The following is a 21,532-nucleotide window of genomic DNA, read 5'->3' as shown; positions in this document are numbered from 1 at the left end:
CTATCACTGGAGCGTTGACGCGTGGTCGATCTGGAGTTCGAGGACGGGTTGGCGGTGCTGACCATCGACCGCCCCCACGCGCGCAATGCCATCGCGCTCGACACCATGGGTCAGCTGGAAAAGGCGATCGACGCGGCGGCGGGAGCCAGGGCATTGGTCATCAGGGGCGCCGGCGACCGGGCTTTCGTCTCGGGTGGCGACCTCAAGGAGCTCAGCGCGCTGCGCACCGAGGAGGACGCGGCGGCGATGGCGAAGCGGATGCGCTCGATTTGCGACCAGTTGGCCGGCTTTCCCGCGCCCGTGGTCGCCGCGCTGAACGGGCACGCCTTCGGGGGCGGAGCCGAGGTCGCCGTCGCCGCCGACATCCGGGTGGCCGCCGACGACGTGAAGATCGCGTTCAATCAGGTGCAGCTCGAGATCATGCCCGCCTGGGGCGGCGCCGAACGGCTGGCCGCCATCGTGGGGAAGGGTAAGGCCTTGCTGCTGGCGGGCACCGGAAGCACCCTCGAAGCCGCCGAGGCCCAGCGAATCGGCTTGGTGGACATCGTCTTTCCCCGCGCCACGTTCGACGAGGGGTGGCGGTCGATCGCCGGTTCGCTGGCCCGCCATCCGGCGGCCGAGATAAAGCGGGTAATCAGCGGCGTTTCGCCTGATGAGGCGATAGCATCCTTTGCACGGCTGTGGGTTGCCGACGCCCACTGGCAGGCCGCAGAGCGGGTGATGAACCGCACCGCCAGTCCGCGCCCGGCAGCCGAAGGAGCGTCATGAACACGGTGAAAAGGGTTCTGGCAGCAGGCGCGGCGACCCTGGTGGCGGGTGTGGCGGTGCCGGCACCCGCGCAGGCCGACCCGGTCTGGCATCAGGTCGTCTACGTGGCCACGACCAAAACCCCCGCCTATGTCGACATCTTCTATCAGGACCAGGACCCCGCGCTCTTTTCCGACTACAGCCACAACAACTACCAATTCACCCCGCAGGTGCACGCGGACATCAGCCCTGATAAGCCGTGGGTGCAACCGGTGAACCTGCTGAACCCCGATCAGTGGGCGATGGTCACGGCCACTACCGGCCGGGAGCCGCTGGCGGACGGCGGCGTTCAGTGCAACTTGTCGGTCGACGGCAAGGTCGTGGTGTCCAACATCGGTCCCAAGGGCGCGCTCTGTTCACTGCGGTCCTGGTGAACCGTCCAGGCCGGCGGGATTCCTTCGACCGGCTGCGGCTCGCCTTCCAGGTGGCGCAGATAGCTTTCCACCAGCTCCCTGGTCTCGGCGTGACCACCCGACATGCCGATCGCCTGCTCGAGCACCAGGACCCGCGACACGCTCGTCATGAGCACCGTCCACACGACCGGCGGCACGTCGGGCCCGGACGCGGGGCCGTAGCGCCGCAGCGCATCCTCTACCGCGCGGCGCTGTCCGTCCCGGAACCGCTCCGCGTAGTAGGCGATCTCGGCTCGCATCTCCTTGCGATGGTTGGCCAGCGCCATGAATTCCATGGAGATACGCGTGAAAGCGGGATCGGTGCCCAACCGCCACAGCGCCCACAGCGGCTGTGGCGATCGGAGCGCCAGCTCCTGCACCTGCAGGCCTTCCTCGGCGCGGCGGCGGAAGACTTCGAGGAACAGCTCTTCCATGGTGCGGAAGTAGTAGTGCACCAGCTGCGGTTTCAGCCCGGCCTTGTTGGCGAGGCGACGCGAGGTGACGGCGGCGTAACCCTCTTCGAGCATCAGTTGTTCGGCCGCGTCCAGCAACAGCCCGCGATTCTTCGCGTCCGGCGCTCCGAGCCTGCGGGCGGTGGGAGCAGATGTCATGCGGTCCCTCCCCTATCTCGGCGTCTCGGCCGCCCAGTGTCGACCATGCCAGATGTTAGCCAGCGGGTCTCGCTCCGGCGGTGTCGCCTTGACCCTGGTAATCGCACCATGCTAAGCAGTTGCTCAGCACTTCACACTCGGGCGGCGCGGGGGGCGGGCCGCCGGACCACCATTCGGCCAGCGTCGGCTTGAAGGAGACACGCGCGACATGACCACCTTCGACACGATCGACTTCTTCACCGACCAATCTCTGGTGCCCGATCCGCACCCGTACTTCGACTACCTGCGCAGCCAGAACCCGGTGCTGCGGCTCCCCCACTACGGCGTCGTCGCCGTGACGGGCTATGACGAGGCGTGTGAGGTCTACAAGGACCCCGACACGTTCTCGAACATCGTCGCGCTCGGTGGGCCGTTCCCGCCGCTTCCGTTCCAACCCGAGGGCGAGGACATCAGCCACCTGATCGACGAGCACCGCAGCTATTTCCCGATGTACGAGCACATGGTGACCATGGACCCGCCGGACCACACCCGGGCCCGGTCGGTGCTGAGCAAGCTGCTGACGCCGAGCAGGCTCAAGCAGAACGAGGAGTTCATGTGGCGCCTCGCCGACCGCCAGCTCGACGAGTTCCTGGTCAACGGCGCCTGCGAGTTCATCAGCGAGTACTCGAAACCGTTCGCCACCTTGGTGATCGCCGACCTGCTCGGCGTGCCCGAGGAGGACCACAAGGAATTTCGGGTCGTGCTGGGCGCCGACAAACCCGGCCGGGTGGGAGCCCTGGACCACGAATCCGTGGGGGTCAACCCGCTCGAGTGGCTCGATGACAAGTTCTGCGCTTACATCGAGGACCGGCGCCGCGAACCGCGCAACGACGTGCTGACCTCGCTCGCGACGGCCAAGTACCCCGACGGCACCACACCCGAGGTCATCGAGGTGGTCCGGTCGGCGACGTTCCTGTTCGCCGCCGGGCAGGAAACGACGGCCAAGCTGCTCAGCGCCGCGCTGCAGGTGATGGGCGACCGCCCCGACATCCAGCAAGAACTGCGCGACGACCGCACACTGATTCCCGGGTTCATCGAGGAATCGTTGCGAATGGACAGCCCGGTCAAATGCGACTCGCGGCTGGCTCGCCGGGCGACGACGGTCGGCGGCGTCGATATCGCCCCGGGCACCGTCGTGATGGTGCTGCCGGGCGCGGCCAACCGCGATCCCCGCCGGTTCGAGAACCCGCACGAGTTCAACCCCCGCCGCAGAAACGTTCGCGAGCACATGGCGTTCGCGCGCGGCGTGCATTCGTGCCCGGGCGGACCGCTGGCCCGCGTCGAGGGCCGGGTCTCCATCGAGCGCATCCTCGACCGGATGCTCGACATCAAGATCGACGAGAAGGTACACGGGCCGGCCGACGATCGCCGCTACACCTATGAGCCGACGTACATCCTGCGCGGGCTCAGCGAGCTCCACCTCACGTTCACGCCCCGCAACTGAGACCTCCGAGCCGCTACCACAGCCTTCCGGCGAAGTAGCAAGCCAACAGGCTGGCGGCGATGAGTACCACCCAGGCGTCCGTCAGGCGGCACAGCAACGCGGGCGCCCGCCTGACCTCCATGAACTCGCGAAAGATGATGCGCACCTTGACAACCGCGATTCCGATGACGCAGGACGTGACTACCGCGTTGGCGCCGTGTGACGCGGCCGAGTGATCGATCCCGAGGTAAGCCAGGGTCAGGGACGCCAGGATCACCCACGCGACCAGCAACCTGGTGTTGGTTCTGATCATCGACTTCACCTCACCACGTACAGCAGAGCGAAGATGAGCACCCAGAGGAAGTCCACGGTGTGCCAGTAGGTGGCGCACGTCTCGACCAGATTCTGCGACCGGCGCGCATCGCTCCTCAGCTGATGAACAACGACACCGAGCGCGACGAACCCGATCAGCAGATGGACGAAGTGGATTCCGGTCAAAAAGAAGTAATAGGTGAAGAAGTCGTTGCTGTCGAAGCCGTTTCCCGTGCGGACCAGGCGCGCCCACTCGAACACCTTGGAGATCAAGAACACCGTGGCCAATCCGATCGTGACGTACACGTCCCGCAGCGCCGCGCGGTACGCGCCCGCGCGGGATGACTGAACGCAGCGCGCCACCGACCAGGAGCTCAGCAGCAAGACGAGGGTGTTGAACACACCGACCCGAAGGTCGAGCTGCGCCTGTGAGTGCAAGAAGAGTTCGGGGCTGCGGGCGCGGTAGAACAGGTAGAAGCCGAAATACGCGGTGAAGACCAGGGTTTCGAACAGCACGAAGGCCCACATGTCCGGCTGGCCCGGCACTGACCGGACGCGTGTGCCCCTTTCGTCCAGGTCCGTCATCGCGCTACCGCCTTCCGCGACCGCTCGGGCAGCGGTCCGGTGCCGAAGTCTTCGCGCCGGATCATCTGGAACAGCATGACGATGAACGTGACCTGATAGACGCCGAACACCACCATGTCCAGCCACCACGCGATCTGGCCATTCCAGGCCAGAACGCCGCGCCGGAAGATCCAGCAGGGCGCCACGACAACCTCGGTGAGCGCGTTGCACAGGTTGAGATAGCCGAACCACTTGGGGAAGACCCGATTCTTGTCGAGCAGTATCGCGAGCATCCAGATCAGCGAGCCGATGAGGAACACGCCCATGGTTCCGTCGAAGGACAGGAACGCGAAATCGTAGAGCCAGCCGACCAGCTGGGGGTCGCGGGCGGGTCGCAGCGTCGCCACGATCAGCGCGATGCAGAGCAGGTAGAGGCCCGGAATTGCGCTGAGGGAGTAGATGATCAGGTACGAATACGCGAACGCGCGGCTGACCGACATCCGCCGCATCGAGTAGGCGATGAGGGCGTTGTTTATCGCGGTCATGCCGCCGATGGCGAAGATGATGCCGAACCCGACCGGTATCCCGAGGTGGCGTTCGCCGAACCAGTGCACCTGGGTGGCGAGGTCCCAGGTCGGCTGCGGCGGGGGCTGGACTTGCGCCACGATGAAGAACACCGGGAAGAACAGGTTGTAGAAGACCAGGAGCGTCCCCCACGCCAACCACAGCTCGCGTTTCGGGTTGTGCCGGCAGTGCCACGCGAACCGGCGGAACAGCGGCCCCTCCGGCGGGGTCGCCGAGGCCGGGTGCGGTGCGATCACCGCGCTCATGCGCGGGCCAGCTCCTGCCCGCGGTGCTCGGCCCGTTCCCGATAGACCGCTCGACCCACCACCAGGCCCATCACGACGATCCACACCGCGATGGCCCCGTTCTTCACCCAAAACGACAGGAAGCCGTCCCATGCCAGCGGACCGGTCAACCCCAGGCCGACGAAGGCCGCGGGCACCAGCGCGGCCGCGACGGCCAGGTTGAAGTGGGCCACCCATCGGTCGAAGACCGGACGCGACCGGTCGTCGAAATAGATTGCCAGAGCCAGGATCACGCTCTGCCCGATCAGATAGGGCACCAGAATGGTGAAGGTGATCCAGGCGAAATCGTTGAGCAGCTGGGTGAGTTCCGGGCTGCGTTCCGGCCGGAAGGCGGCCAACAACCAGCACACGTTGGCCACCAGGAAGAGAGTCGGGCCGCTGGCGACGCAACTCAGCAACGCGTAGGAGAAGATCGGCGTCCGGTGCGCCATCCTGCGGACCTGCAGCACGATCAGCGTCAGGATTGGGACGAGGCACACCCCGAACCAGTTGAACACGATCATGCTGTACCGGATCTCGGGTAGGTGGGCCGGATCGCGGTAGAACGCGGCGACCTGCTCCGCCGTCATGGAGGGAGACATCGGTGGATTGAAACCCGGAAACAGAAGGAACGCGCCGACCCAGATCAGGACCGTCGCCGGCAGGGTCCACAGCAGGATCAACTCACCATCGATGCGCCGCAACATCTTTCGATCGGAGCCCGGGGATCGGTCAGCACCGACGCCGGTCATTCGTAAACTCCTTCCAGCTCGTCCGCAGTCGGACGCGCTCCCCCGCCAGCGAAACTAGCCGATCGGCTACCCGTGGTCAATAGCCGATCGGCTACGCTTCCGGTGTGGTTTCCACTCAGCCAAGGTTTCGTTCCATCACGCGCAGCGCAGCGCAGACCCGCATCTTGGACGCCGCGCTGCAATTGATCGCGGAGCACGGTGTGGGCGGCACGTCGCTTCAGATGATCGCCGACGCCATCGGAGTGACGAAGGCCGCCGTCTACCACCAGTACAAGACGAAGGAGCAGATCGTCATCGCGCTCACGGAGCGCGAGCTGGGCGGCCTCGAGGAGGCGCTGGAGGCGGCCGAGGCGCACGATCATCGGATCCGGGCACGAGATGTCTTGCTGGACCGCGTCATCGACGTCGCGGTCGAGCGTCGGGGCGCGGCAAGCACCTTGCAGTTCGATCCGGTGATCGTGCGGCTGCTGGCCGAACACGAACCATTCCAGCAATTCATCCGGCGCCTCTATGGCGTGCTGCTCAACGACTCCGCCGAGGACGCACGGGTGGCCGCGGCGGTGTTGTCGGGCGCCATCGCGGTTGGGGTCGTACACCCACTGGTGGCCGACATCGACGACGGCACACTGCGTTCCGCGCTCGGGCGAATCACTCGACGGCTGATCGATGTGGGCGAATGAACCGCTGCAATTTCTTTGCCCAATTCGCCCAGCGCTCAGGTACCGTTCTTCCATGAAGAAAGTGGCGCGTCTCGCCGCCGCGGCGCTCACGGTCACCGGCGGCTTCGCATTGTCGGCTGTCGGCCCGGCGGCCCGTGCGGGCGCCGACAACCCGCCCTGGCCGTTCGTGGGATATCACTGGTGCCCCGGCCAGCCCTTCGATCCCGCCTGGGGACCGCAGTGGGATCCGAGCACCTGCCATGACGCGCATCACCGCGACAGGGACGGCACCATCCACAACGGGGACTATTGGGGGCCCAGTCCCTTTCAGACGTGGCCCGAACAGCCGAACCCGTATCCGTAAGGCGCAGAAGACGACCGGAGCGGCTCAGGTGTCGCCGCGCTCCCAGTTCTGGACTCCGTCATGGGCATTGCAGACCAGGAAGAGGCCATCCGGCGCTTGGGCGACGTAGTACTCCGGGTAGTCGGTGCAGGACGAGTTCTCTTCCTTGACGCCGGCCATCGGAGGTGACCGGAACCAGCGGGCCTGGTACCGCCTGGGCGACCCACAGAACATCAGCCGTCCGGGCTGCGTCGCGAACGACACGTAATAATCCGCGGTACCGAATACGTAGTACGTGAAGTTGTCGCACGGCGCACCGAGTACCTGATGCGGCATGATGCCGGGGGTGCAATCCGGATAGTCGCAATTGACCGGTCCGGCGGCAGCGCGCGGCGCCCCGAGCACGCTCAGGCCCAGAATCAGGGCGAACGCGGTCACAAAGAATCGCACGAGATAACTGTAAATTATCTCGCCTGCGACTGAAATAGAATTCTCGCGCGAAGAGAAGGTACCGAGCGAATGCCGCCGTTGTCGGCGCAGGCACCCCCACCTCTCGGTGATAACGTGACTCTCCAGCAGGCGCGGACAAGGAGGTGACGATGCCCCCATCTGGGTCCCCCGCCGAAGCCGACGAACTCGCGAAAGTCGAAGCACGCGCACAGGCTGCGCGCGCCCACGCCACGCGCCTGCGCCGGCAAGCCGAGGCCGCGTCGGGGGACACCAGCGCGCCAACCGCCCCCGACGCGGCCGATCCGATTCCGCCCCCGCGTCGGCGTCGGCTGCGGCCCCCCGGCCGAAAGTTCGTGGCCGCGATGGCGGCCGTTCTCGTGGTCGCCGGGTCGCTGACGGCGAGCGGATTCATCGTCTGGCATCACCACGCCGTCGACCGGCAGAAGCAGCGAGCCGCGGAGTTCACCACGGCGGCCCGCAATGGCGTGGTGATGATGTTGTCGATGGATTCGAACAAGGCGCGAGACGACCTGCAGCGTTTTGCCGACGACACCACGGGGCTGTTCAAAGCCGGCGTCCTGATGGGCGCCGAGGATGCGGTGAAGGCCATGGAGCAATCGAAGATCTCCTCCAAGGGTTCCGTGCAGGCCACCGCGGTGGATTCGATGACCGACGATTCGGCCATTGTTCTGGTGGCGGCGAAGTCCGAATCGACCAAACCCGGTCAGGCAAAACCCGACTCGCGATCGTTGCGTCTGGTCATCAGCCTGCAGCGGGACGGCGGGCAGCTGAAGATCTCCCGAGTCGAGTTCGTCCAGTGACCGTAGGCAGCCCACCCGCCGACGCCGGGGCGCCCACCCGGGGCCGCAACGCACGTGTGCTCCGACGCTGGGCGCGCCGCGGCCTGGCGCGGTGGCGGCCAATCCTGTTGGCCGTCCTGCTCGTTGGTGCGACCACGTTCTGCGGCGGCTATTTCTACGTCGTGTATCGCCCGGATCTGCAGACCGACAATTCCGTGGCGCGTCAGGTCATCACGGCGGCCAGCGACGGGGCCGTGGCGCTGCTGTCCTACTCGCCCGCCACGCTCGAGCGCGATCTCGCCAACGCCAGATCCAAGCTCAGCGACAGCTACCTCGCGTATTACCAGCGGTTCGCCGACCAGATCGTGAGCCCGTCGGCGCAGCGCGGCCAGGTCTCGACGGCCGCGACGGTGGTCAGGGCCGCCGTCACCGAGCTGCGGCCGAATTCGGCAGTGGTTTTGGTGTTCGTCAAGCAGAAGACGACGAGCAAGGACCGGCCGCAACCGGTTGTGACGTCGAGCAGCGTTCGGGTGGCGATGACAAAAGTCAACGGATCGTGGCTCATTGACAAATTCGAATCCGCGTGAGACCGGCCTGGCCCGAACCATTCCCCGGTGAGCGGCAGCGGTGTTAGTCTGTAAATTCGATTCGCTTGAGAATTGCGGTCTTTAGCGCGTCAAGGAGCACGCGATGCGTTCATCGAATACGGCAATAGCGGCAACGCTGGTCGCCGCGGGCATGGTTAGCGGCCTCGGCTCGACACCGTCGGCTTGGGCCTTCGATCCGGCCGTCAACGGCACCTACACGGCCACCGTTGTCGGTGACTGGGCCCAGACCAAAGGGGTGTATCACCAGGAGGCCGTGGTGCGCAGCACCTGGACCATCACCTCGTCGTGCTACACCGCTCAGGACTGCAAGGGCCAGGTGGTCAGCGACCAGGGCTGGTCCGCGCCGCTGCACATGCATGACGGGCAAAACTGGTACGTCAAGCGCGACATCCCGAACTGGGAGAGGTGTCCTGACGGCTCGTCCTTCACCGGCACGGACTACATCTACTTCTACCCGGCCAACCCGGATACCGGCGAAATTTCGCTGGGCTCAACGGTAATGGCCGGCAAGGAGAAGACGGTCGGCCCGGTCGGTGTCTGCGGTAGCAATGCACCACTCTGGATTGAGCAGCCATTCCGGCTGGACAGGATCGGCTAGCGGGCGCGCGCGAAAAGCACTGCCGGCCTTAGCCACGGCCGTCAGGTGGCGAACATGTCCTTCCAGGATTTCGGCACTTTGGCCGCCGACGGCGCGGCGAGGTCCGCCTGACGGTACACCTGACCATCCGGCGTCACGTAGCTACCGGTCTTGGGGTCGTACTGGGCGACGGCCACCGACGGGCCGGGCCGGGATTGGTTGTCGGTGAACGCGCTTGGCGCCATGGACGTCGGCTGCGGCGGCGCGGCCGGTGGCGCGGCCGCGGCCGCGGTGGGTGGAGGTGCCGGCGGCGAGGCGGCGACGTCGAGCGGGGCCAGCGGTGTCACCGCGCTCATGTCCGTCGCCGGGTTGATCGTCGCCGGCAACGGCGGCCCGCCGGATGGGGGTGTTCCCCGCGGAACGGCCCCGGGAGGCAACGGCGTTCCCTCCACCGGCCCGAAGATTCTTTCGCGGTTGAAGTTCATCCGGTCGTCGGGCGGAATGCCCTGCGCGATCAGATTCGGGTCCAGCGGATAGGTGCCGAAGACATGCTGCCGCAACGCGAGCGGCATGAAAGGTTTGTCGCTTTCGCAGATTTCGACGGTCGGCGCCCGCTTCCCCGGCTGCCCCATGCAGGGGTAGTTGCGGGCGCCGCGGACCCCGATAGGTGAGTCCTGTGGCAGCTTGCAGTACAACCCGTTCGGCGTGTCGATGACGCGGGTGTCCGATGGGGCGCGCCATTGGCTCGGCGGGAGGAAGCCGACCGTGCAGGCGGGCGGGTCGCTGACGATGAGGTTGAAGGCGCCCGTGGCCAGCCCACTCGGCGACTTGGTGCCGATGAACGACTGGATCGCCGCGGTGAACGGCGGGAGCAGAACCAAAAGCTGCTCCAGGGACGGGTGGTAGGTCACGCCGATCTGGCCGATGGTGGTCAGGTTGGCGAGCAGCACCGGCAGCGTCGGCTTGATCTGATCGAGCAGCCGAGAAGCCTCGTCCAACGCCCCGGGGCCCCTCTCCAGAAGCGTGCGGAATTCCGGGTCGTTCTTGGACAACTGGCCGGTGAAGCCGGCGAGGCTGCGCGCATACGTCCGGATCGAGTCGGCGGTTTGCGCCTGCGCGTCGAGGAACGGCCCGGTGTCCTCGGTCAGGGAGCGCGCGCGATCGCCAACACCGTTCAGATCGCCGGAGATTCGTGACGAAGAGTCGAATAGAGACCCGAAGTCGTAGCCGGCGCCGTTGAACGCCTGGAACGACTCGTCGAGCAACTGGCTCAGCTTGCCTTTGGGGATGCTGTTGATCAGCGCACTGCTCTGGTCCAGCACCGGGCCGATCGGTTGCGGGATCGTGGCGTCGTTCACCGAAATGACCGAGCCGTCGTGCAGATAGGGGGACTTGTCGGTCTTCGGTCGCAGATCGACGTAATACTCGCCCACCGCGGAGATGCTGCGCACCTCCGCTCGCAAGTCGGCCGGAATCTTCGGCGACGTGTCCAGCGAGAGCGTGGCCTGCGCTCCATCCGGGGTCAACCCGACGGCGGTCACCTTGCCGATCTGCACGCCCCGGTAGGTCACGTTGCTGAAGCGGTACAGCCCGCCGGTCGCGGGCAGCTTCAGCGTGACGGTCATCTTGCCGATGCCGAGCAACGTCGGCGCCTGCACGTACCAGAGCACCATCAGGACCACGCCCACGATGCCGACGATCGCGAAGATCGCCAACTGGATTCGAACGAAGCGCGTCAGCATCTACTGCCCCCCGCCCGAAGTCGGTGTCGCACCCGGGACGGGCGGATTCGCCGGTGACGACGCATCACCGGCCGACGGGCCCGGCGGGGGGGCAGGCAGTGCGGGTATGGACGATGGATCGTTCTGCGCTTTGGGCCCGAGCATGGTCAGTCCCGCGATGAGCGGCGAGACCGGCGGCTGCGGCGACGGGGCGTCGCCCGACTGCGGGTTGACCGATGCCGGGGGCGCGTTGACCGGGGGCGCGTCGGGCGGCGGCACGCCGGGCTGCCACGGCGGGGGCCAGAAGCCCAGTCGCAGCGGCTCGCCCACCGGCCCGGGCGCCGGCACGGCCCCGGGCGCTCCCGGTGGTGCACCGTACTTGAATTGCAGGTACTCCGGGTCGCCGACCGTCGGCACGGCCTCGGCGCCCAGCCGTCCCCAGTGCGTGCCCAACAGGATGCTCTTACGCAGTCCGGCGTTGGTGAGGTCGATGATGAAGTACCCGTTGACGTAGTCGCCCCGGACGTAGCGGTCGATGAAGCCCTGGGTGAACGGGAACGTCGGCGCGTAGGCGATCGCGGCGTCGAGGTCCGGCCCTACGTCGGCGAGCGCCTTGATGGTCGGCGCAAGGTTTTGCAGGTTCTTGACCAGGTCGTCGCCCGCGTCGTTGACGAGCCTGGTGGCCGTGTTGCTGAACGTCCCGAGCTTGTCCAGCGCCGTCACCAACCGGGGTCGCTCCTTGATCAGGACATCCAGGGCCGGCGGAATCTTGTTGAGCGCCTGCGTGATCACGTCGCGCTGCGCGGCGAACGTGCCGGACAGCCGGTTCAGCGCCTTGATCGACTCCACCAGGTTGTCGCGCTGCTGGTCGAATGTGCCGACGAACCTGTCGAGGCGATTGATCAGATCGCGCAGGGCGCCTTCGTTACCGGACACGGATGCGTTGAAGTTGTGGATGATGTCCCCGATCTGGCCCAGCCCACCCGCGTTGAGGACCACCGAGAGCGACGACAGGGTCTGCTCGGTCGACGGGTACGTCTTCGATCTGTTCATCGGGATCGTGTCACCGGGCTTCAATTTTCCGGTGCCCTCCTGGCCGAGCGGCGGATTCAGTGCCAGGTGCATGGAGCCCAGCAGGCTGGTCTGGCCGACGCTGGCCTCCACGTTCGCCGGGATGGTCACGCCCGGCCGCACCGAGATGTCGACGTCGGCATGCCAGCCGCGCACCCTCATCTTGCTGATGCTGCCGACGATGACATCGTCGACCATGACGGGCGAATTCGCCTCGAGGGTGCCGACATTGGCGATCTCGACGTGATAGGTGGCGGCGCCCGGGCCGCGTCCGACCGCGCCCGGCAGCGGCAGCGAATTCAGGCCGTTGAACGCGCACCCGCTCGTCGCGAGCATCACGGCGCAGGCGACGCCAAGCACGCGCCGCCGCGCGGCCCTCCAGGCGGTCATGGTTGCGGCCCTTCGTTCGGGAGCAACATGTCCTGCACGTTGGCCGGGGCACCCGCTGGCGGCGGTTGGACCGGTGTGCTCGGCGGGGGCGGCTCCGGCATCGCCGCTCCGGGGATACGCCCGGGCGGCGGTGGCGGTGGCGCCGCCGGAGGAGTGTCACCCGGCAACCCGGTGTAGGCGGACACGGCGGGAGGCAAGTCCGGCGCCGACGGCTTGGGTCCCTCGCCACCGGGGGCGAGCCGCTGCTCGGTGTACACGACGTTCTTCGGGTCGAACGCCGGCGACAGGAACGGGTTGATGGGGATCGGAAGGTAGTTGAAGTTGAAGTACAGCAATGGGTTGAACACCCGCAGCGCCGGGCTCAGGTACAGCCCACACAGCTTTCCCGACTCGTTGGCCGTGGCGTTCTCCAGCGCCCCGATCTGCGAGCACAGGGCGAACACCGGGTTGGCGAGGTTCGGGAAGCCGACCCCCCCACGGACATTCCCGACATCGGGGTCGTAGTCGGCGTAGCCGTTGGCCAACGCGTTGGGCGCAACGTGCAGAACGTTTTTCAGCGCCATCTTGTTGTCCACCAGGATCTGGGTGAGGTCGGCCAGCCGCGCGATCTGCTCGGAGGTCGCGTCCCGGCTGCCCGCGATGAAGCGTTGCACCTCCCCGACCGCACTCGACAGGTCGGTCAGGGCCGCGTTCAATTCCGACTTGTTGTCGTCCAGCACGCTGGTGAGCGTGGCCAGCCGGTTGTCGAACTGCACGATCTGAACGTTGCTGTCCCGCAACGCCCCGACGAAGGCCTGCAAGTTCTTGATGATGTCGACGAGATTGCCGCTCCCGCTTGCCAGGACGCGGCCCACCCCGGACAGTTGCGCCAGCGTCTGCCGCAGCTTCTCACCGTTGCCGCCACCCAGCGCGTCGGCCGCGCTGTCGATGAACCGCGCGACCGACGGGGTCGAGACCTTGCTGTTGGGGCCCAACTCCGTTGCCAGGCGCATCAACTGGTCCTTGACCTCGTCCCATTCGACGGGCACCGCGGTCCGCTCGACCGGTATCACCGCACCGTCGTGCATGGTCGGGCCGCTCGTCCGGTAGGCCGGGGTGAGTTGGACGTAGCGTGCCGCCACCAGGTTCTGGGCGACGATCACCGCCTTCGCGTCGGCCGGGATGGGCACGCCGCGGTCGACGTGCATCACGAGCTTCGCCTGTGTGCCGACCGGCTGGATCGACGCAATCGTGCCGACCTTCATGCCGGACACCCGCACGTCGTCACCCGGGTAGATCGCGGTCGCGGTGGGGAAGTAGGCCGTGATCGTGGTGGGACGGAAGAAGGTGTTGCGGACGGCGATTCCGGCGCCCACAACGACCAGTACGACCAACAGGACCGCCAGTCCGACCTTGAACCTCCGGTGGCGCACGATCGCCTCGAGTCGCGTCATCGCGACCCCCCGGGGTTCTGGTTGAACGGGAACGGGAACAGCGCCCGCGGTCCGGCGGTGTCCGGCGGCTGACCGGGAGCGCCATAGGCCCGGAATCCCCAGGTGTAGTCGAACAACCACTGGAAGAACTGCAGCGTGAACACGTTCGGGATGAACGGGTTGTAGTAGAACCCGCTCGACACCGTTTCGCCCTGTGTGAGCTCGTATTTCGCCAGGCCCGGCAGGGCCTTGGACAGGTTGTCGCGGTTCTTCTCCAGCATGTCGGTCACGGAGTTCAGCTTCTCCAGCGCCGGCGCCAGCTTCGCCTCGTTGTCATGCACGATGCCGGAGAGCTGTCTGGCCACAGCGGACGTGCTGGATAGCAGTCGCACGATCGCCTGCCGCCGCGACACCAGCATCGACACCAGGTCGTTGGCGTTGAGGATCAGCGTGTTGAGTTGCTGGCTGCGCTGCCCCAGGATGCCGGTGACGTCGGCGGCACCCTTGAGCAACTGCCCGAGCGTCTGATTGCGCGCGTTGAGGGTCGCAGACAGCCGGGTGACCCCGTCGAACGCCGGGCCCAGTTCGGGCGCAATCTGATTCAGCGTCGACGACAGCGTGTCCAGCGACTGGTTGAGCGCGTCGGTGTTGGTCCCGCCGATGTCGGTGGTCAGGTCGCTCACCGCCTCGGACAGCGAATACGGCGACGACGTGCGGGACGCGGGGATGACGGCCAGCGGACGCATCGTGCCGCTGCCAGCGGAGTCGAGCGTGAGCACCCGCTGCCCCAACAGCGAACCGGTCTTGATGTGGGCGGTGCTCGCCGACCCCAGCAAGACGTTGCCCTTCACGGTGAACGTCACCAGCACGTCGCCATGGTCCAGCGACATGTTCGACACGCTGCCGACCTTTATTCCGGACACCAACACGTCGTTGCCGGTGGCGAGGCCGCCCGCGTCCGAGAACAGCGCCTGGTAGCGGACCGTGGTCGCCCGCTGTAGCAGTTGGTCGGGATTCAGTCCGACGGCGATCACCAGCGCGATCAACACGGCGCCGATGAATCCGGCCTTGATGAGCCCTGCCCCGCGGTACTTATTCATCGGGATCCTTCGGCTCCGCGCAACGCCCGGTGACCTCGTGGTTGATTCCGACTTCCACCGTCCGGTACTGCAGATCGGAAACCCGCAGTGCCAGCCCGCATAGGTAGTACGGGAACCAGGCGCCGTAGGCGCCGAGCCGCGTCAGCTTGCGGTAGTTGTTCGGCAACTTCTTCAGTGAGATGTCGATGACGTCCTTGTCTTTGTCGAGCAAGGGAGCCAGTCGACTGAGTTGGTCAACGGTGCTCGCCAGCGGCGGGCGCGCCCGGGTCAGCAGATCCGCAATCGAGGCGGTTCCGTTGTCCAGGGCGGTGATTGCGGTGCCGATGGTGTCGCGGTCCTGGTCCAACCCGCTGATGAGCTTCTCGAGTCGGTCGATGGTGCCGGAGAATTTGGCGTTGTCCTTGTCCACCGTGCCCACCACGGTGTTGAGGTTGTCGATCAGCTCCTGGACGGTCTGGCTGTTGTCGGCCAACGCATTCGAGAACGACGACGTCTTCGACAGCAGCGACTGCAGCGTCCCGCCCTCGCCCTGGAACACCTGGATCAGCGCGGCGCTCAACTCGTTCACGTCGCGCGGATTCAACCCCTGGGTAACCGGCTTCAATCCGCCGAGCAGCAGGTCGAGGTCGAGGGCCGGCGCCGTGCGGTCGAGCGGTATCTCCGAGCCGGGCGGCAACGTCTTCGTCGATCCCGGACCCTCGACGAGTTCGAGGTACCGGTCGCCGACCAGGTTCAGGTAGCGGACGACGGCACGGGTTCCGTTGGTGAGCACGACGCTGTTGCGATCGGCGTCGAACTTGACGACGACCTTCTTGTCGGGACGCAGGCTGACGCTGTTGACGGTGCCCACCCGAATGCCGGCCACCCGCACCGTTTCTCCGGGCTTCAGCCGGGACACGTCCGTGAACACCGCCGAATACCCGTTGGTCGAACCGGTCGTGTATTGCCCGAAGATGAAGAACAGGAACACGGTGAGCACAATCATCACGGTGGCGAAGACACCGAACTTGATGATCATGTTGCGGGAGCCGGTCATCCGGGTTGCCCGATCTGCATGGTGTTGCGCGGCGGCCCGTCGATCGGCCCGTACAGGAGTTGCTTGAGGGCGTCGGAGTTCCACATCAACTGCGGGTTCCCGTACTCCATCGGGTTGGCGCCCACGTCGGTGATGACGAACGGCGGGGACTTGTCGAACGGCACGACCGGAAGGTCCTGGCACTGCGGGCCGCCCGTCGCGGCGACCTTGGGCAGGTTGGATGGGTACCGGTAACGCTCGGCGCCGAAGCCGATCTCGACCAACACCTTGATCATCGGCTCCGGGAGGTTCGGCGCGTGCAGGTTGACCAGTGATCCGGAGAGGCCGCACCACAGCGCTTCGTGGTACTCGTTGAGCAGGTCCGAGGTGGGCACCAGAAGATGAAGCGCATCGGTCAACGCCTCCCTGTTGCCGCCGATCACGTCATTGCCCATGTCCGCCAGGCCAATTGAACTGATGAGGAAGGCGTCCAGGTTCTGCTGCTCGTCGACGATCGTTTTGCTGATACGGACCGCGTTGTCGGCGGTCGCGAGCAGATTCGGCGCTGCGTCGGCATAGGCGTTACTCACCACCGGCAAGGCCTCGAGGTCGTGGCTCAGCGCCGGAAGGCTCGGCTCCTGGGTGGCCAGGAAGGAATCCAGGTCCTTGAGCATCTGGCCGATCTTGTGGCCGCGGCCGTTGACCGCCGACGCCAACGCGCCCAGGGTTTCGTTCAGCTTGGCGGGATCGATCGTCGACAGCAGCGAGGTCAATTGCTGGAACACGGTGTTGATTTCGACGGTGACGTGCTTGCCCTCGAGCACCTGTCCCGCACGCAGCGGCTGCGCCGACGGATCCGCGGGCGGGACCAGCTCGACGAACTTGGCGCCGAACACCGTCGTGGAAGCGATGTCGACGAGGACGTTCGCGGGAATGAGGTGCATCTGCGACGGCTGCATCGCCAGCTTCAGGACGGCTTGACCGTTGGGCCGGACATCGATCGATTCCACCCGGCCGACCTCGACGCCGCGCATCTTGACCTTGGCGTCGGGGTTCATCACCAGGCCCGCGCGCGGCGAAACGACCGTCACGGGCACGCTTTCGGTGAAGTCTCCCTGGAAGAGACCGATCGAGATCGCGAAGATGACGGCGATCAGGACGATGGTGGCCAACCCGGCAAGGGGCCGGGCGTAGGACTGGGCGCCGAAGTGGCGGCCGGGTGACGCGGCGACGGGTCGAGCGGAGCTGGTTGTCTCCGACCGGTGGATGGGCCCGGGCCCGAGGTTGCGCGTCATCGTCCTTTCACCGCCTTCCTAGCCCGACAGGTTGAAGTTGCCGTTGGTGCCGTAGATGGACAGGGAGACGAGCAGCGTCACCGACACCACCACGATCAGCGAGGTCCGCACGGCGTTGCCCGTCGCGACGCCGACGCCGGCCGGCCCGCCCGACGCGAAGTAACCGAAATAGGTGTGTATCAACAAGATCGTGATGGCCATCAGCACGGCCTGCAGGAACGACCACAGCAGGTCGATCGGGTTCAGGAACGTCGAGAAGTAATGCTGATACAACCCGCCCGACTGGCCGAACAGGACCACGGTGGTGAACTGGCTCGCCAGGAAGGACAGGATGACGGCGATCGAATACAACGGCGTGATCGCCATCATGCCGGCCGCGATCCGGGTGCTGACCAGATACGAAACCGGCCGGATCGCCATGGATTCCAGCGCGTCGATCTCCTCGTTGATCCGCATCGCGCCGAGCTGCGCGGTCACCCCCGCTCCGAAGGTGGCGGCAAGGCCGATCCCCGCGACGATCGGCGCCGCGATGCGCACGTTGATGAACGCCGCGAGGAACCCGGTCAGCGCCTCGATGCCGATGTTGCCCAGCGAGCTGTACCCCTGCACGGCCAGCGTGCCGCCGGCGGCCAGCGTCAGGAATCCGACGATCACGAGCGTGCCGCCGATCATCGCGAGAGTTCCCGCGCCCATGCTGATCTCGGCAACCAGACGGATGACTTCCCGCCGGTAGTGGCGCACCGCGTACGGCACGCCGGCCAGCGCCTTGCCGTAGAACAGCGTGTGATCGCCGATCCGCCCCAGGGTGGCGATCGGCTTGTCGATCTGCCGCGATAGTCGCGGATAGACGGCGCGCAGTGTCACGGCGTGTCCCTATACCTCCTCAGTGGCCTTTGGTGGACATGCGGATACCGATCGCCGTGACAACGACATTCACGACGAACAACGACATGAAGGCGTACACGACCGTTTCGTTGACGGCGTTGCCCACGGCTTTCGCGCCACCGCCCGATACCGTCAGCCCGCGATAGCAGGCGACCAGCCCCGCGATCAAGCCGAAAAGGGCTGCCTTGACGCAGGAGATGATCACCTCGGGCACCCCGGTCAGCAGCGTTATCCCCGCGGCGAACGCCCCCGGGTTGACATCCTGGACGAACACCGAGAACACATAGCCGCCCACGATGCCGATGATGACGACCAGGCTGTTCAGCAGCAGTGCCACCAGACCGGCGGCTAACATGCGCGGTGTCACCAGGCGCTGCACCGGGTTGATGCCCAGCACCTCCATCGCATCGATCTCTTCGCGGATCGTGCGCGAACCGAGGTCCGCGCACATGGCCGTGGAACCGGCGCCGGCCACGATCAGCACGGTCACCAAAGGCCCGACCTGGGTCACGGCGCCAAACGCCGCGCCGGCGCCGGACAGGTCGGCGGCACCAAGTTCCCGCAGCAGGATGTTGAGCGTGAAGCTGACCAGAACGGTGAAGGGGATCGCGACCATCAGGGTGGGCGCCAGCGCCACCCGCGCCACGAACCAGGACTGCTCGAGGAACTCCCGCCACTGGAAGGGCCGGCGGAACACGAACTTGATGGCGTCGAAAGACATCGCGAACAAGCCCCCGACGGCCTCCATGGGCTTGGAGCCCCGGCCCAACGAGATGCCCCCGGTCCACCGCTCGGGCCCCGCGCTCTTAGCCGCCATCCGGCCCGACCCCTTCCAGAGACGGGGCTGACGCCGAGGTAAATAATTCGCCGCCACCAATCACGCTGTGCGCCAGTCCAGCAACGGCAACCAGCCTCACGCCGGCCCTCCGTTCTCCTCGCCCGAGTCCGCGCCTCACCAGAGCTCCGCCCGACGGGGCCCGGTGTCTGACAAGCGTCCGGCGATTATGACTCATGTCACATCTGGGTGGTGCAAAAAATGCATAACCGTTATCTGGCCCGGAAGCGGGATTCACGGAAGCGGCGATCGGCTCGGACATTTCGTTCCTCAGGTGACGGCGCCGGCCGTCTTGAGTTCGATGATGCGGTCCCAGTCGAGCCCGATCTCGAGCAGGATCTCGTCGGTCTGCTCGGCGAATCCGGGCGCCGGCCCGGTCTGCGGTGCGGTGACGTCGAATTGGACCGGATTGGCAACGAGCTCGAGTTCGCCCGCGCGAATCATGTACTCGTTGGCGCGGATCTGCGCGTCCTCGGCCGCCTGCAAGGTGTCTTGCACGGGCGCCCACGGCCCGGCGAGCGTGGCAAAGCGTTCGCTCCACTCGGCAAGAGTGCGGGTCGCGATCACCTTGGTCAACATCTCCACCGCGTCGGCGGTGTTGGCCGCGATGCTCTCCACCGTGGCGAACCGTGGGTCGTCGGCCAGCTCCGGGAGGTCGACGTGCCGGCACACGTCGGCCCAGAACTTGGTGGGCTGCATCATCACGAACGAGATGTAGCGGCCGTCGGAGGTGGTGTAGAGCCCCACCAGGGGGTTGTTCGGCGCGCCGTGCACACCCGGCGGGGGGGCCTCCATGCGCTGGTGCAGGTGGTTGGTCAACGCCACGGTGTGACCCATCGACCACAGGCCGCTCCCCAGCAGCGAGACGTCGACCACCGAAGGTTCACCGGTGCGCTCACGCTTGAGCAGAGCGGCCGCGATGCCCCCGGCGAGATTGGTGCCGGAGATGGTGTCGCCGTAGGCGGGTCCGGGCGGGGCGATCATGCCGGGCATGCCCGCGGGGGTGATGGTCGCCGCGGTGCCGGCGCGGCACCAGAAGGCGGTCATGTCGTAGCCGCCCTTCTCCGACTCGGCGCCGCGCGGGCCGAGTGCGCTGCCGCGGGCGTAGACGATGTTCGGATTGACCGCACGGATGTCGTCGACGTCGATGCCGAACTTCGTGCGGTGAGCGGGAAGGAAGCTGGTGAGGAAGACGTCGGCCCGGCGGGCCAGCTCGTAGAGCACCTCTTTGCCTTCGGGCACGGACATGTCGAGCCCGATGCTGCGCTTGCCGCGGTTGGCGTGCTCGATGTTGGGGTTCGGGTCGCCGTCGACGCGAAGCATGCCGGTCTGCCGCAGCCCGCGCTGCGGGTCCCCCGTCACGGCGTGCTCGACCTTCACCACGTCGGCGCCCCATTCGCGCAGCACCGCCCCGGCCGACGGGACGAACCCGTACATCGCCACCTCGAGGACGCGGATGCCGTCCAGCGGCCTCATGCCGTCGCCCCGGCGGCCATTGGAACAGGGGAGGTAACGGCGAAGGTCACGCCGACGAGGCGGCAGCCGACGAGCAGTCGACGGTCGACCGACGGCTCAGGCGCGGCATCCGTGATGGTGTCCGCGGTGTCCTGAGCTGGCATTCTCGTCCCCTTCGAGTGGCGCCGGTCACGAAAACTTCATTCTCCTACCGGGCGAATCTTACATTCGGGTCTCGATAATTCAAGAAAGCCCGAGAAACGAGACGGGTGTACTCGCGCCACGGATTTCACGCCCGATTGGGCCTCCCCCTGCAGGCCGCGCGGTGTTTCTCGCGTCTGTTGCAGCCCGGTTCAGCCGGAGAGTAAGGTTCTCATAATTGCAAGGGAGATTCTTTGTGACTGAGACTGCCACGTTTGGAGAAGGGGATCGCTCGGTGGTGAGGGCGTGAAGACAGCACTGGTCACCGGTGGCGGCTCGGGCATCGGCCTCGCCGTAGCGCAGCGACTCCGCGCTGACGGTCTCGACGTCGCCACACTCGACCTCAAACCCTCCGACGTCGAGCTCGCCTTCACCGCCGACGTCACCGACCGCGCGCAGGTGGACGCCGCCCTCGCCGCGGTCCGCGCCCAGCTGGGTCCGGTTACCGTGCTGGTGAACGCGGCGGGGCTGGACGGGTTCAAGCGGTTCGCCAACATCACGTTCGAGGACTGGCGGCGGGTGATCGACGTCAACCTGCACGGCGTCTTCCACGTCACCCAGGCGGTGCTGCCCGACATGGTCGAGGCGGGGTGGGGGCGGATCGTCAACATCTCGTCGTCCAGCACCCATTCCGGCGCGCCGTATATGAGTCACTACGTGGCGGCCAAGTCGGCGGTCAACGGGCTCACCAAGTCGTTGGCGCTCGAATACGGCCCGAGCGGAATCACGGTGAACGCCGTGCCCCCCGGCTTCATCGACACGCCGATGCTGCGCGCCGCCGCCGAGAAGGGGTTCCTCGGTGACATCGACGAAACCATCGCGCGCACGCCGGTGCGCAGGATGGGGCGGCCCGAAGACATCGCGGCGGCGTGCGCCTTCCTGGTGTCGGAGGAGGCCGGCTACATCACCGGCCAGATCCTCGGCGTCAACGGCGGGCGCAACACCTGAAGTCGCACCGGCAACACAC

25 protein-coding genes are annotated in these 21,532 nt (G+C 66.4%); 9 read left to right on the top strand and 16 right to left on the bottom strand.

The window, feature by feature from the left end:
• Positions 1-21: 21 nt before the first annotated feature.
• Both GPY60_RS08460 and GPY60_RS08455 read left to right on the top strand, forming a co-directional pair.
• Complete coding sequence (locus tag GPY60_RS08460) at positions 22-768, top strand: enoyl-CoA hydratase/isomerase family protein (RefSeq protein WP_156687195.1); 747 nt, start codon at positions 22-24, stop codon at positions 766-768.
• Entirely contained in the window at positions 765-1,181 is a 417-nt protein-coding gene (locus GPY60_RS08455; RefSeq protein WP_156687194.1) for a hypothetical protein, read from the top strand. Before GPY60_RS08460 ends, GPY60_RS08455 begins: the two co-directional genes overlap by 4 nt.
• On the opposite strand, the gene GPY60_RS08450 is transcribed toward GPY60_RS08455, so the two are convergent.
• Entirely contained in the window at positions 1,097-1,810 is a 714-nt protein-coding gene (locus tag GPY60_RS08450; RefSeq protein ID WP_156687193.1) for a TetR/AcrR family transcriptional regulator, read from the bottom strand. The genes GPY60_RS08455 and GPY60_RS08450 overlap by 85 nt on opposite strands.
• 208 nt (positions 1,811-2,018) lie before the next feature.
• On the opposite strand from GPY60_RS08450, the gene GPY60_RS08445 reads away from it, so the two are divergent.
• Positions 2,019-3,293 (top strand): cytochrome P450, encoded by a 1,275-nt coding sequence (locus tag GPY60_RS08445; RefSeq protein WP_156687192.1) that lies wholly within the window; start codon positions 2,019-2,021, stop codon positions 3,291-3,293.
• Positions 3,294-3,306: 13 nt separating this feature from the next.
• On the opposite strand, the gene GPY60_RS08440 is transcribed toward GPY60_RS08445, so the two are convergent.
• The 4 genes from GPY60_RS08440 to GPY60_RS08425 are packed head-to-tail and all read right to left on the bottom strand — an operon-like array spanning position 3,307 to position 5,703.
• Positions 3,307-3,585, bottom strand: coding sequence for a cytochrome C oxidase subunit IV family protein (locus tag GPY60_RS08440; RefSeq protein WP_156687191.1), 279 nt, complete (start codon positions 3,583-3,585; stop codon positions 3,307-3,309).
• A gap of 5 nt (positions 3,586-3,590) precedes the next feature.
• Positions 3,591-4,169 (bottom strand): cytochrome c oxidase subunit 3 family protein, encoded by a 579-nt coding sequence (locus GPY60_RS08435; protein WP_156687190.1) that lies wholly within the window; start codon positions 4,167-4,169, stop codon positions 3,591-3,593.
• A complete protein-coding gene (locus tag GPY60_RS08430; protein WP_156687189.1) occupies positions 4,166-4,978 on the bottom strand; it encodes a hypothetical protein in 813 nt (270 codons plus the stop codon). The genes GPY60_RS08435 and GPY60_RS08430 overlap by 4 nt, the downstream gene beginning before the upstream one ends.
• Positions 4,975-5,703 carry a hypothetical protein gene (locus GPY60_RS08425; protein WP_197283602.1) on the bottom strand — a complete coding sequence of 243 codons (729 nt, stop codon included), beginning with the start codon at positions 5,701-5,703 and terminating at the stop codon, positions 4,975-4,977. Before GPY60_RS08425 ends, GPY60_RS08430 begins: the two co-directional genes overlap by 4 nt.
• A gap of 149 nt (positions 5,704-5,852) precedes the next feature.
• Between GPY60_RS08425 and GPY60_RS08420 the strand changes: the two genes are divergently transcribed.
• The gene (locus tag GPY60_RS08420; RefSeq protein ID WP_156687187.1) at positions 5,853-6,428 is read left to right on the top strand and encodes a TetR/AcrR family transcriptional regulator; all 576 of its coding nucleotides are present in this window, start codon (positions 5,853-5,855) and stop codon (positions 6,426-6,428) included.
• Positions 6,429-6,480: 52 nt separating this feature from the next.
• The gene (locus GPY60_RS08415; protein ID WP_156687186.1) at positions 6,481-6,771 is read left to right on the top strand and encodes a hypothetical protein; all 291 of its coding nucleotides are present in this window, start codon (positions 6,481-6,483) and stop codon (positions 6,769-6,771) included.
• A 24-nt stretch (positions 6,772-6,795) separates the two neighbouring features.
• Here the strand turns inward: GPY60_RS08415 and GPY60_RS08410 are convergent, their stop codons facing one another.
• Entirely contained in the window at positions 6,796-7,200 is a 405-nt protein-coding gene (locus GPY60_RS08410) for a hypothetical protein (RefSeq protein WP_231639474.1), read from the bottom strand.
• 353 nt (positions 7,201-7,553) lie between these two features.
• On the opposite strand from GPY60_RS08410, the gene GPY60_RS08405 reads away from it, so the two are divergent.
• The 3 genes from GPY60_RS08405 to GPY60_RS08395 all read left to right on the top strand — a co-directional run bounded on the left by GPY60_RS08405 (position 7,554) and on the right by GPY60_RS08395 (position 9,206).
• Positions 7,554-8,021, top strand: coding sequence for a hypothetical protein (locus GPY60_RS08405; RefSeq protein WP_156687185.1), 468 nt, complete (start codon positions 7,554-7,556; stop codon positions 8,019-8,021).
• Complete coding sequence (locus GPY60_RS08400) at positions 8,018-8,587, top strand: twin-arginine translocation pathway signal (RefSeq protein ID WP_231639472.1); 570 nt, start codon at positions 8,018-8,020, stop codon at positions 8,585-8,587. Before GPY60_RS08405 ends, GPY60_RS08400 begins: the two co-directional genes overlap by 4 nt.
• Positions 8,588-8,690: 103 nt before the next feature.
• Positions 8,691-9,206, top strand: a complete 516-nt coding sequence (locus GPY60_RS08395) for a hypothetical protein (RefSeq protein WP_156687184.1) — start codon at positions 8,691-8,693, stop codon at positions 9,204-9,206.
• Positions 9,207-9,247: 41 nt separating this feature from the next.
• Here GPY60_RS08395 and GPY60_RS08390 read toward each other — a convergent pair whose 3' ends face one another.
• The 10 genes from GPY60_RS08390 to GPY60_RS08345 all read right to left on the bottom strand — a co-directional run bounded on the left by GPY60_RS08390 (position 9,248) and on the right by GPY60_RS08345 (position 20,528).
• Positions 9,248-10,927, bottom strand: a complete 1,680-nt coding sequence (locus tag GPY60_RS08390) for an MCE family protein (protein ID WP_156687183.1) — start codon at positions 10,925-10,927, stop codon at positions 9,248-9,250.
• Positions 10,928-12,367, bottom strand: coding sequence for an MCE family protein (locus GPY60_RS08385; protein WP_156687182.1), 1,440 nt, complete (start codon positions 12,365-12,367; stop codon positions 10,928-10,930). It abuts the gene before it with no gap.
• Positions 12,364-13,800, bottom strand: a complete 1,437-nt coding sequence (locus tag GPY60_RS08380) for an MCE family protein (RefSeq protein ID WP_156687181.1) — start codon at positions 13,798-13,800, stop codon at positions 12,364-12,366. Before GPY60_RS08380 ends, GPY60_RS08385 begins: the two co-directional genes overlap by 4 nt.
• Positions 13,797-14,879: an MCE family protein gene (locus tag GPY60_RS08375; protein ID WP_156687180.1), complete on the bottom strand. Its 1,083-nt coding sequence runs from the start codon at positions 14,877-14,879 to the stop codon at positions 13,797-13,799. Before GPY60_RS08375 ends, GPY60_RS08380 begins: the two co-directional genes overlap by 4 nt.
• Positions 14,872-15,915 (bottom strand): MCE family protein, encoded by a 1,044-nt coding sequence (locus GPY60_RS08370; RefSeq protein WP_156687179.1) that lies wholly within the window; start codon positions 15,913-15,915, stop codon positions 14,872-14,874. The genes GPY60_RS08375 and GPY60_RS08370 overlap by 8 nt, the downstream gene beginning before the upstream one ends.
• Positions 15,912-17,189 (bottom strand): MCE family protein, encoded by a 1,278-nt coding sequence (locus tag GPY60_RS08365; protein WP_156687178.1) that lies wholly within the window; start codon positions 17,187-17,189, stop codon positions 15,912-15,914. The genes GPY60_RS08370 and GPY60_RS08365 overlap by 4 nt, the downstream gene beginning before the upstream one ends.
• 18 nt (positions 17,190-17,207) lie before the next feature.
• A complete protein-coding gene (locus GPY60_RS08360; protein ID WP_156687177.1) occupies positions 17,208-18,053 on the bottom strand; it encodes an ABC transporter permease in 846 nt (281 codons plus the stop codon).
• Between the two features lie 19 nt (positions 18,054-18,072).
• Positions 18,073-18,891, bottom strand: coding sequence for an MlaE family ABC transporter permease (locus GPY60_RS08355; protein ID WP_156687176.1), 819 nt, complete (start codon positions 18,889-18,891; stop codon positions 18,073-18,075).
• A 288-nt stretch (positions 18,892-19,179) separates the two neighbouring features.
• Complete coding sequence (locus GPY60_RS08350; protein WP_156687175.1) at positions 19,180-20,385, bottom strand: CaiB/BaiF CoA transferase family protein; 1,206 nt, start codon at positions 20,383-20,385, stop codon at positions 19,180-19,182.
• On the bottom strand, positions 20,382-20,528 hold the full coding sequence (locus tag GPY60_RS08345; protein ID WP_156687174.1) for a hypothetical protein: 147 nt from the start codon (positions 20,526-20,528) through the stop codon (positions 20,382-20,384). Before GPY60_RS08345 ends, GPY60_RS08350 begins: the two co-directional genes overlap by 4 nt.
• A 283-nt stretch (positions 20,529-20,811) precedes the next feature.
• Here GPY60_RS08345 and GPY60_RS08340 point away from each other — a divergent pair, with 283 nt between their 5' ends.
• Complete coding sequence (locus GPY60_RS08340; RefSeq protein WP_156687173.1) at positions 20,812-21,513, top strand: SDR family NAD(P)-dependent oxidoreductase; 702 nt, start codon at positions 20,812-20,814, stop codon at positions 21,511-21,513.
• Positions 21,514-21,532 lie beyond the last annotated feature (19 nt).

The sequence above is a fragment of the Mycobacterium sp. Marseille-P9652 genome, assembly GCF_902652685.1.
Lineage (GTDB): Bacteria > Actinomycetota > Actinomycetes > Mycobacteriales > Mycobacteriaceae > Mycobacterium.
The sequence above is the reverse complement of the archived record's forward strand: the minus strand, read 5'-3'. Positions and strand labels throughout refer to the sequence as shown.